The organism is Flammeovirga sp. SubArs3, from assembly GCF_947387565.1.
Taxonomy (GTDB): domain Bacteria; phylum Bacteroidota; class Bacteroidia; order Cytophagales; family Flammeovirgaceae; genus Flammeovirga; species Flammeovirga agarivorans.
The window spans coordinates 526,046-538,690 of sequence record NZ_CANDOA010000005.1 but is presented as its reverse complement, the minus strand read 5'-3'; the positions used below and the strand labels follow the sequence as shown (position 1 = coordinate 538,690).

Annotated in this window: 6 protein-coding genes; all 6 read left to right on the top strand. The window is 36.1% G+C overall.

The window, feature by feature from the left end:
• Positions 1 to 347: 347 nt before the first annotated feature.
• Entirely contained in the window at positions 348 to 1,835 is a 1,488-nt protein-coding gene (locus QL232_RS16625) for a sulfatase (protein ID WP_281614985.1), read from the top strand.
• 12 nt (positions 1,836 to 1,847) lie between these two features.
• Positions 1,848 to 3,230: a sulfatase-like hydrolase/transferase gene (locus QL232_RS16620; protein WP_281614984.1), complete on the top strand. Its 1,383-nt coding sequence runs from the start codon at positions 1,848 to 1,850 to the stop codon at positions 3,228 to 3,230.
• A gap of 98 nt (positions 3,231 to 3,328) precedes the next feature.
• The gene (locus QL232_RS16615; RefSeq protein WP_281614983.1) at positions 3,329 to 4,720 is read left to right on the top strand and encodes a sulfatase-like hydrolase/transferase; all 1,392 of its coding nucleotides are present in this window, start codon (positions 3,329 to 3,331) and stop codon (positions 4,718 to 4,720) included.
• A complete protein-coding gene (locus QL232_RS16610) occupies positions 4,717 to 5,979 on the top strand; it encodes a 4Fe-4S binding protein (protein WP_281614982.1) in 1,263 nt (420 codons plus the stop codon). Before QL232_RS16615 ends, QL232_RS16610 begins: the two co-directional genes overlap by 4 nt.
• Entirely contained in the window at positions 5,976 to 6,710 is a 735-nt protein-coding gene (locus QL232_RS16605) for a flavin reductase family protein (protein ID WP_281614981.1), read from the top strand. Before QL232_RS16610 ends, QL232_RS16605 begins: the two co-directional genes overlap by 4 nt.
• A gap of 136 nt (positions 6,711 to 6,846) precedes the next feature.
• The gene (locus tag QL232_RS16600; protein ID WP_281614980.1) at positions 6,847 to 12,501 is read left to right on the top strand and encodes a LamG-like jellyroll fold domain-containing protein; all 5,655 of its coding nucleotides are present in this window, start codon (positions 6,847 to 6,849) and stop codon (positions 12,499 to 12,501) included.
• The last annotated feature ends 144 nt before the right edge of the window (positions 12,502 to 12,645 follow it).

The following is a 12,645-nucleotide window of genomic DNA, read 5'->3' as shown; positions in this document are numbered from 1 at the left end:
AATAACAGACAATACGATTATTAATAGTGACTACTTTACTATTCAACTTATATTTCTTGTAAATCAGAGCTCTTATTTCGTAAGGGCTCTGTTTCTTTATAAGCATTTCAGAGGTTAGAAAAGTACAATAATTCGATGGTTTATTGGGCAAAGGATGATTCATGAGGAACTGGGTTTCAAATCATCAAATATGAACACAAAAAATACATTAAAGTAGCATTAATGTCGAAAATATATCCATTAAGGCCATTTTTTAAGTCTTCATTAATTTGATTTTAATGAATTATTTGCCTTCGAAAATGATATTGTGAAAGCTTTTAAGCTAGATTCAAAATCTTATATAAAGTATGAAAAATCTTTTATTACTATTACTTGCATTCAGTTACTGTTCCATCGCAGTCGCTGGCGATAAAAAGAAACCAAAAAAAATGAACGTTCTTTTTATCTCTGTAGATGATTTAAATATTCACTTACCATCCTTTGGATATACAAGTGTAAGTGCTCCTAATATTGAGAAGTTAAAAGATCAAGGTGTATTGTTTCAACAGGCCTATTGCCAATATCCAGTTTGTGGTCCATCAAGAGCCTCTTTCTTGACGAGTATGTATCCTCCTCAAACTAAAATTTTTTCAAACGGACCTCATGTTACAGATACCAGACCGGATGCGGTAAGTATTGGCAAAGTTTTCCAAGAAAATGGTTATTGGGTAGCAAACACTGGTAAAGTATATCATCCGAATGCAGAAGATTTTGAGTGGGATGCCAAAAGAACATTAAAAATGAAGGACAATGATTTGGTACTTCATCTAAAAGGAAAGTTTGAAAAAGAATATGGCCCCATTGATAACGAAGAAAAACGAAAAGCATGGGAAGTGATCAAAAAACAATATCAAGATGATGATCGCCAAGGAAAACATGCTTTGCCGTTACCTATAAAAGATGGAATACCTTTAGAGGATGATCTGAATTTAGCCACTTTCTCAGAGTGGATCGACGAGGCATCTTATGGAGATAAACCTTTCTTTATCGCCTACGGATTTCATAAACCGCATGTGCAGTATACAGCACCACAACGTTTTTTTGATATGTATCCGTTAGACAAAATCCATCCAGAAGAAGTGCCAATTGATGACTGGAACAACAAGCCATTAATTGCCTCTTGGAAGAGATATGAAGCTTTTGAAGATATCTATTTCGGATTGTCTTCTATGGAAGCGAGAAAAAGGTATATGCAAGGGTATTATGCTTGTATTTCATATATCGATGACATTCTTGGTCAGATGGTAAATAAACTGAAAGAGAAAGATTTATGGGATAATACAATTATAGTATTCTTTAGTGATCATGGCTATCATATGGGTAATCATTATTTATACGGTAAAGTGTCTTTATATGAAGAAAGTGCAAAATCACCACTGATCATTAGAGTGCCTGATAACAAGAATAATGGTACATCTGTAAAGAAAACGGTAGAGTTAATCGATGTCTACCCAACGGTAACGGAACTGATTGGACTGTCTAATCCGACGACTGTAGAGGGAACAAGTTTAGTATCTCTATTGAAAAACCCTGAGGATAAAAATTTCCAGAAAGTTGCACTTACTTATGCAAAAAGAGGTAAATTAATGGGTAAGTCGATTAGAACAGACAGATATCGATACACACAGTGGGGAGAGGATGAAGACCAATCGGAATTGTATGACTACGAAATAGATCCAAAAGAATATATGAATAAAGTGAATGATCCAGATTACACTGATGTTCTTAAACAAATGAGAAAGATCTATAAGGACAAGGTCACAGAGGCAAATATTATTGATATCAAAAGTAAATAAACATAACATAAAATGAACGATAAGAAATTAATAGTGAATTTATTCCTCCTCATTTTATTTGCAGGAATAAATATCACATCATCAGCACAAGATAAGCCGAACGTCATTTTCATTTTAGCAGATGACTTAGGGTATGGTGATCTTCCAAAATATGGACACCCCTACACAAAAACACCTCATTTAGATAAGTTAGCTGATGAGGGAAAACGTTTTACTCAAGGGTATATGTCAGGTTCTTGGTGTATGCCAGCTAGGGCGGCATTGATGACGAGCTTATTTCCATCAAGAGAATTTCTAACGACATTTGTTATTGACGTTGAAAAACCATCCGTTACGAGTATTATGAGTGATGCAGGATATAAGACTGCTCATATTGGTAAATGGCATATTGGAGATAACAAAAGAGGAGAAAATGCTCCGCCTCCTGCAGACTATGGTATTGATCTAAGTTTTACCACTCAGAGTACTGGACCTGGTTTTACATCAAAAGATAAAAAGAAACCACACTACAGAGAGCATACAACGACGCACTATATTGACATGGCGATCGACTTTGCAAAAAGTCATAAAAAAGATCCATTCTTTATTAACCTTTGGTTGTATCCTACACATTCTTACATCGATCCACTTCCAAAATATTTAGATCGCTTTAAAGACTTAGAAGTGAATATTGATGATTTTGAATCAGAATACCAAAGAGACTTTTTAAACTTTGTCAGTGAGACTCATGATATCAATGATGCAATGAGAGCTTATTGTGCAGATGTTTCTAACCTAGATGATGAAATTGGCCGTCTGTTAGCTGCAATCGAAGAGATGGGGTTGGATGATAATACCATCATTATTTTCTCAAGTGATAATGGTCCGGGGCCGATCCTTAACAACATGAAAAAATTAAGAGAACGCTATACTAAAAAACCGACATTAGTCAATTCAGTAGGTTCTGCAGGTCCTTTTAGACAAAGAAAAGGCAGTATGTACGAAGGTGGAATTAGAGCACCTTGGATTATTAAATGGCCGAAGAAGATTAAAGGAGGGACAACAGATGAAGAAACTATTTTTACTGGTGTAGACTTTTTACCAACGGTAGCAGGATTAACGGGTGTGGAAGTTCCTGAAATGCAATTAGACGGAGAAGATTTAAGTACTTCTGTCTTGGGAACACCTCAGAAAAGAAACAAGATTCAATATTGGAGTGATAAGCCCAATTGGCAAGTGCTAAGAGATGGTAAATGGAAAGCACATCTTCATTTAAACAAAATCACTTTATATGATTTAGAAGCAGATTTGGGAGAAACAACTGATGTTGCTTCAGAGCATCCCGAGTTAGTTAGCAAATATGGAAAGCTGCTTAGAGCATGGAAAAAAGAAATCCATAAGAAACCGATACATTAATATTCAATACCCAATAGTAGCAATACTTCTGAAACTGCTATTGGGTATTCTTTTATCCTAGAACTAACACCATTTTTCCTTTAAGACATATCATTGAAATGAATTCAATCTACAAGTATAAACTCAATATCTTGTTGGGGATACTATGCCTTATTCTATCTCAGAAGGCAAGCTCAAGGGCATTAAATACTGAACAACCACCAAATGTTATTTTTATTTTCGCCGATGATTTAGGCTATGGTGATTTGGGTACCTATGGTCATCCATATATGAAAACACCTAATATTGATCGTTTGGCGAGTGAAGGAACAAAGTTTACTCGATTTTACGCAACGGGTGTTACATGTAGCCCTAGTAGAACTGGTTTTTTAACGAGTAAACACCCGGCCTCTTTCCAAAAGTATATGGCATTTCATGGCTTTTCGGGGAGAACTACAATCACAGAATTATTACACAATAACGGTTATTATGTAGGCCACATTGGCAAGTGGCATATCAGTGGTAATGAAAATCCTCCAATAGGTACATATGGGATGGATTATATTAAAATCATGGGAAATGCCGAAGACGATGATATAGGTAGAGATGATGATATTTTCACTGAAGCAGAAAAGTTTCTTGAAAAAAGAAGTAAATCAGATCAACCTTTTTATTTAAATGTTTGGGGACATATTTCACATTATGCAGTTGACCCTAGTGATCAATTTCCAAAAGAATTTGAGGGTGTAAAGTTAGATGCTAGTCGTTTTGATAAATACTATCAGAAGAAGCTAAAAAAATCAATTGAATTGAACCAAGATATTGATCAATCTTTTAGAAACTATTTGGGAGATGTTTACTCTTTAGACTTAGCAGTTGGTCGGTTATTAAAAAAGTTAGATGAACTAGGATTAGCCGATAACACCATTGTTGTTTTTTCAAGTGATCAAGGCCCTGCTCCTGTACGCATGAAACCAAAAAAAGACCCAAAATTAGTAGCAAATATGTTGGGATGGGCAGGAGGCCTAAGAGGAGGAAAACATGAGCAATTTGAAGGAGGTGTCCGTATTCCATTTATCATTCGATATCCAAATCATGTACCTGAAGGGAAAGTAAATACAACATCAGTACTTTCTGGTTTAGATTGGTTGCCTTCTTTATGTGCTATCACTAAAACACCTTATTCGGTTAAGGAATTTGAAGGGAAGGATGTATCAAAGGTTTGGTTTGGCGAAGAATCCAATCCTGAACGCTATCTATATTGGAAGACAAATTCTCCTAACGGAAGTGTATCCGTTCTAAAAAATAACTGGAAGTTACATTACATCAAGAAGGAGCAAAAATATGTGCTTTATGATCTTGAAAAAGATAAAGGAGAAACGAAAGATATTTCTTTACAACATCCTGAGGTCACTAAAGAATTAATAGATAAAGCGAAGCAATGGAATTCAACATTGCCAACTTCATACATAAAAGGAGAGGGAAAGAAAAATAAAAGGAAAAGCAAATGACAACTGAAGTAAAGAAAGTAAGGAAACGCCCTGCTCCAAAGCGTCCTGTAAAAAAGGTAGTTAAAAAGGAAAAAAGTAAAGGCCTTAGTTCTTTACAGGCATATAATCTTTATAGAATAGTATTAATATCCTTATTAGTAGTAGCTGTAGGTATATCTGGAGGATGGAAAATACCATTTCTAGAAGAAGATACACATCCAAAGAAAATAATAGTGACGCAACCTCACCTGGAAAGTATTTTTAAAGAAGCGAAATACTTTACTGTAGATGAGCAGAAGAAATATACTGTTTACAATCAATTTAAAGATATCATTGGTTATGCGATTTCTACGCATGATTATGCAAGTCATGTGAGAGGTTTTGCAGGTGAAGTTCCGGTACTGATAGGGTTTGATAACGACTCCACTATTCAAGGAATGGAAATGCTTCAACATAATGAATCTGGAGAATATATTGAATTTATACTTGATGATCGATTATTAGACAAATGGAATGGGCTCACCTTCGATAGAGCCTTGTACCATGAGGTCGATGGGATTACCTCTGCCACAGAAACGAGCGAAGCAATTATAAAAACGATACATGTTACGTTATCTGAAATAACAGGAAAAGAATTGGTACATCAAGAGTATTCATGGTCTTTGATTTTACAATGGGTACTAACGTCATTCACCATCATTTTCGGATTATTGGTGTGTTTTTATAAACCAATGAAAAACTATAGAACACCCATGCTCATTATGGTCACTATAGTGATGGGGTTCGTTTATCAGAAAATGATCTCGGTATCCTTTTTACATGGCTGGATTGTTCATGGAATTTCTCTTGAATCGAATTTAGTATCAATTGTTCTTCTGGTTTTATCGGTGGTGCTTCCTTTGACAACAAAGAAACAGTTTTACTGTCACTATATGTGTCCTTTTGGTGCAGCTCAAGAATTAGTGGGTAAAGTGTCTCCATTAAAAAAGAAGAACATGAATTGGATGAAGTTACGTTCTATTCCATTACAAACCATTGCTACTATCATCCTTATCAGTTGTATTCTGATAGGAAAGTATCCTGAGTTATCCTATGTAGAACCTTTTCCCTCTTTCTCTTTTCGAATCGTCTCATGGTGGATGATTGGTTTTGGTCTACTGTTTATTGGGCTATCATTTTTCTACTCTAAACCTTGGTGTAAGATCTGTCCAACAGGCTTCCTTTTAGATAATTGTAAGAAGAAGACTGCTAGAGACAACAAAAAATATAATGTGTTATGAAATCAAGCGAACTCTTAAATATTGTATTAACGGTCATCCTAATTTTCGTATTGGTTAGATACAATGTCAACGGAACTACTGACGAGATTAGCCAGACGACAGTTGTGAACTCAACAGCGGTTATGGATTCTTTACATACCAAGAAATCGGTAGGTAAAAGACCGTTTTTATTCCCAATGCCTGTTGGTATTATTGGTTCTTATGATAGTGTTGGAACACCAAATATCATGGCTGCATCTTGGATCGGTATTGTGAATTCTAAACCAATGAGTATTGGTGTCTCGTTACGTCCTTCAACAAAAACATACAATAATGTAATGAGAACACAAGCTTTCACTGTAAATATTGCTAACGAAAAGCTTGTGGAATACGTCGATTGGGTGGGCCATTATTCAGGAAAAGATATCGATAAATTTGATGTACTGCCTTTAACTCCGGTGCGTTCAAAACTGGTTAACGCTCCTTATGTGCATGAATTTCCAGTTGTACTCGAATGTAGAGTTGTTCGTTCTACGGAATTGGGAAAACATACTCATTTTGTTGGGGAGATTATGGATGTAAAAGTGGATACGGCAATTCTAAAAAAGAACCAAAAATTTGTTGATATAAATAAGCTTCGACCTATTATGATGGGGAACGGTTCTGGATATTTTGGGATTGGTGAAAACCTAGGAAGAGGCGGCAAAGTCTACCAAAGATTAGGTATTAATCCATTAATTGAATCAAAATAGTGAGTTCTTCTTGGCAATTAGCGGAAAATTAATGTCAAATTAATGCATCCCCCTACCTTTAAGTGTGATTATTACAGATAAATAAAACAATCATGGTTCTTAGACCAGCTTAATGTAATTACCTTAAAGAATTGAAATGAAGAATAATTTACTATTTGACTGCAGTGCAACATTTATTGCCGTGTTGTGCTGTCTGTTATTCACTACACCCACACAAGCACAAACACCAATTCAACATTTAACTTCTAAAAATAGTACTTCTATAGAATTAAATGCAGAGGGAGGAGTTTCTAAATGGCTTGATATTTCAGGGAATGAACAACATGCTACTTCTAAAATTGGTAGTGTAACATTTCCATCTACTATCACATCATTTTCTGGTCAAGAAGGACTTGATTTTGGTGCAGATAGAAATAGTTTAAAACTGTTGTCGTCGACAGATGCAGCACAGGTTTTCGACTTTACAGGCGATGCAGCAAGTAATTCAGGTTTTGCTGTTCTATTATCTTTTCAGATGGAATCACTTCATAATAACTGGAGTGATATCATAGGCAATAATTCCAATACTGATAACGGTGGTTTCGGTATCCGTTATGCAGACGATGGAGAATACCAAGTATATCTTGGTAGTTTAAATGCCAAGATTCCAGGGGCGAAAGCGATTCCAGGTCAATCTATCGTTGTTGCTGTAAATTATGATGCGACAAAAGGGGAATTAACCTTTTGGGACTCCCAAAATAAATTAAAGCAGACTTATGATGTGACTGCAGCAAATTTCAACATTGGCGATTTATTTTTAGGTTCTAACTCAAATGGTAACCGTTATTTCAAAGGGATAGTTGGAGATGTAAAAATCTATAATGAAGCTTTGTCCAACTCAAAATTTAAAACAGAATACTCTCAGTTGTATGATTTATGGCAGGGATTTACCCTACCTGTTGAAGTATTAGGAGGAGAAGGTTTAGTAGAAACAAGAACATTTGAGTTGGGAGAAACAAAAGCCAATAACACACAGAAAGTATGGTTGCAAATCAATAACCTAAGTTATGAGAATAAGGCTTCAGTGAAAATAAATAACGGAAGCTGGATAGATATTAATCATAGTAGTGTCGAAATGTATGAGCAAGAAAAAGCTCGAGGTGGCATGCAACATGGAGGTTATAACACCATCCGTTTTACTTATCCAACAAAAGACCTACAAACAGGTACCAATACAGTATCCTTTAGGTTTAACCATTCAGATGGAATTTCCAATGGTTTTAGAGTGGTAAAGTTTAATTTATTAAATGAAAATGATGAACCACTTTTACCAGATAATTTTTTCTACAATGATGATCCGAATCTATGGGTCTCTCCATATACGGACAATACTTCTATAGCAGAAGGGGAAGACTTATGGAGAAATGCAGGTTTATGGTCTAACTATTTAGAAGAAGGTACAGAAGGATTCTGGTATGGATATTCTTTAAAAGCACATATTCCTATGAATGCGAAATGTGCAGATTGCCATACACAAGATGGAAGGGATTTAGAGATTTTTTCTTACTCAAATAAATCCATTATTGAAAGAGCAAAGTTTCATGATCTTAATGATGAGCAAGCGAGAAAAATTGCGAGTTATATCCGTTCCTTATCAGGAAAACATGAAAATGTCAACCGACATGGTCGTCCATGGAATCCTCCATACCAACCAGGTCCAGAATTAGAAGGAAAGTCGATTGACTATTGGGCTGCGGGAGCTGGGTTAGACGCAGTATTAGAAAAGGATGAAGAAATGCTTCCTTACATGTTCCCTAATGGAGTCAATGAAGAAACTGTGAAAGATTACTTTGATCAAGATCAAGGAGAAGACAGAACAACTTTACCATTAGCCATTCAATTTCCAGATTGGAAACATTGGTTGCCAATGATTCATCCTAAAGATGCGTTTACAGAAGGAAATTTATATGAAACTTCATATCAAGACAGAACACCTTATGTTAATAATCAAGTAAGTTTATTAAATCCAGAGAAAGGGTATGAGGTGTTGAGAGAATACATTCTTACTCTACCTACTAACGGAGATGGTGTAACAGTAAATATGAATGCCTTATCGGAAAATCAGTTGGCAGAATTTCGTTTACAACATGAGATATTTAGATACAACTATCGTTTTTTCCAAGCACAAGGAGGAGGAGATACTAGACACTGGAGGTCTACAACAGGTAATGGTTTAGATGCGTTATCTCCCGATGTACCACAAGAGTTTGCAGCAACAAGTATGGCAAGACTAATGGCTGTCAAAAACTTTGAGTTTATGTTGGAATTTAATCTTCAAGATCAAGCTCCAAATTATATCGATGCAGTGGATCAACCTTCAGGAAGACAGTGGTTTCATGGCTTATCAAAACACGTATTTGAAGTTCCCGCACACATTACGGGCTGTTTAGATGGAGACTGTCAGACATTTGATGGACAACCGTTAACTACAGGACAATATGAATCTTCTGTTTGGTATCACTTACAAGGCATATTAGCAGGTGGAGAAGGGTACCAATGGTGGAATGGTCCGGTAGATTACAATTACCATCCACAGTTTATATTGGCGAGTTCTTACTCATCAAATATTTTCCATCCATTAAGATATTATCACAGTATCGGTACCATGTATAAAACGAAAACTTGGTCGGGTGATGATAATCCAAATGATGGTATGGGCTTTAGAATTAGAGTGCAAGGCCCTTGGTATTTCTTTGGTAAAGAAGGAGATGGTGGCAAAAACAATTTCTTAGGTTTTGAGCCGGGTGTTTGGCCTCAACTACTCGATGATATTGAACCAGGGATGTCAAAATGGGTATTGGATGCCTTATTGCAAGAGTTCTTAAAAGCAGTGAGAAAGCATGATATTTCAGAATGGGAACGTTGGACACCAGGAGAAAATGGTTCCAATATGTTAGACCCGATCGAGAAATCGTCAGTTGTAGATGTAACGCTTTCCAACGATGAAATTAGTGCGACATCTTCTGGTGATGAAGATACATTAGGTGAACCGCTATGGGCAGATCATATGTATTGGGTGATTCAAGAATCCATTAAGTTTGGTGTAAAATGCGAAACGATTGAGGAGTTGATCGCATGGAGTAAAGAGGCATGGCCAAATATCAATTGGGACTTTAATATTTCTCCAAGTGTGAAATTGCGATTAAGTCCAAACGCCCAATTGTATAGAAATGTGGAATTCATAGAGGCTATTCCTGCAAGTGGAGGAGGACATCCTTCTTACTCATGGACAGTAAATGGAGTAATGGTAAATAATAATAGCAATAAACTTTATACTACAGATTTTGAAGCAGGGGATATTGTTAGTTGTACCATGACTAGTAGCTCTGATTGTGTCGATAGCAATATAGCTTCAACTACCATTGATGTACCTGGCGACATTATTATAAACACAAAAATCAATACAGAGGATTGGCAAAAGGCAACGGCTCTACAAGCTTGTTTTGGTGATGAAATCACATTTAGAGCAGACGTAGATATTCAACCTATATTATGGTTAGACGCACAGTCTGTTTCAACAACTGCTACATATAATGATGGAGACCAAGTGATGGTTTGGGAAGATATCAGTGGAAATAATGCCAATGCAGAAGTATCAAATTCGACATTAGCACCTTATTATTCAGTAGATGGATTTAATGGTAAACCTGCTTTAGAATTTGGTAGAACAAGAGGTTCTTTATTGACGTTGTTTGAGGGAACAGAAACAGAGTTTTTGGAAGAAGACTGGACGATTTTTATGGTACATCAACTTAATCCTATTGATGTTTGGAGTAATACTCTAGGCAACAAAAACACAACAACAGATGATGGTATGTTCTTTAGAATTTCAGATAATGGTAAAATGGCCATTTCTGGAGGTAAAAAGGATATTTCTGGTGATGCCTACGACTTACCATTACTCGCAATCAATACGATATCAAAAGGTGATGATGTAATGAGTTTGTTTGTCAATGGTACTCAAGAAACCACATTAACTATTACTGAAGGAGATAAGTTTGATAATGGTGAGGACCTTTTATTGGGACAGATCAGTTATTCTACAAGTCAGAGTAGATACCATCAAGGGTATATCGCTGAGGTCATTATTTTAGACCGCAAACTTAATACAGCGGAAACACAATTGGTGGAAGGTTACTTAGCACACAAATGGGGATTAACAAGTGATCTAACGGTCTACAATAAGTTCAGAGATCATTCTCCTTTAGAAATGCTCGTAGAAGCACCAAGTGGAGACAACTATCAGTTTACAAAGTTATCGAACACATTCTCCTACACTGTAAGTGATCAGCATGACTTAGGTGAATTTAACTTTATTCCTACACAATCTGAGCAAAATAATTTTACCCTTCCATTATCCTCATATGAAGATTACTATAATCAAGCGGTTGTTTTGTATAGTATTGATGGAGGCACTTCACAACAAGGAAATATTGTCAACTTGTACGATGGAGAAAGTGTGACTCTCTTACCATTTGAGGGAATAGGTGTTGATTATGAATGGGTAACTCCAGAAGGAATTAGTCTGACTCAGAATACTAACCCTACATGGACTGCAGCATTAGAAGATACCTATAATGGTGTATGGAAGCTTAGAATCTTGGAAGATAGATGCCTAAGTACCTTCCCAGAAATAGAAGTAAATGTCACTGTAGATGAGTTGAATAATTCAGGACCATACTTTGGTAGAGTCGATATCACTCAAGCCAATGCAAGTGATTGGACCTCGGTCAATTTTGGATACCCAATGGCAAGTTCTCCAATTGTAATCACTGGACCTGTAAGTAATTTCGGTTCCGCTCCAGCTATCCCTAGAGTAAAAAATATCACTACTGATGGTTTTGAAATACAAGTAGATGAATGGGATTATTTGGATGGAGTCCATAATAAAACAGAAGAGCTTTATTACTTAGCCCTTGAGGAAGGAACATACGATTTTGGAGGTGTTATAGCCGAAGCGGGTAGCCTTACAGGTAAAATGACTTGGGTAAATAAATCATTTATCAATGCATATACGGAAGCGCCTGTAGTTTTAGCAGTACAAGTTTCTGATAATGAAGCCAACGCTACGACACTTCAGATTAAAGATGTAACGACAACAGGTTTTACCATAAGAATGCGAGAAGAAGAAAATGCAGACCAAGTACATGCGGCTGAAGTGATACATTACATTGTGTTATCTAAAGGTACTGGTACTATTAATGGAGAAACAATTGAAGTAGGAGCTACTGAAAATATTGTGGATGATGAATGGTATCAGATGGACTTCACTTCGGATCTTCAAAATGTTGGAGTATTAGCCAATATGCAGACAAGAAATGGAAGTAATACATCAGGCTTAAGGTATAGAAACCTCACCTATAATAGAGTGGATTTTATGGTAGAGGAAGAACAATCCAAAGATGAAGAAGTGGACCATCCTTTTGAGGAAGTAGGGTATCTAAGAATGGAAAATATGAATGCAGGCATGAATAGTAATGCAAGACAACTTTCCAATAATCTTGAGGAAGACCTTAACGAGGTAACTTTAAGAGTATACCCGAACCCGACCAGCTGTAATCTCTTTATCGAAGCGAAAAGAGACATCAGAAGAATTGAAATTTTTGATAACCTAGGAAGAAAGATGTATTGTAAAAAGGCAGGGCACTCTTCGGAGACCATCAATTTACATACACTGGCCACAGATATGTATCTATTAAGAATACATTTGGATAACGGTGAAATCTTAAATGAGAAAGTATTGAAAAAATAAAGTATCAAGTAGCGAATATAGTAGGAATAAAACACTCACTTTTTTCTAAGAAGTGGGTGTTTTTCTTTTATAATGGAAATTAATTTTTGTCTCATTTACCCATTTGAATGTACTTAATTGCTTATTAATGTAAAATTAACTTCG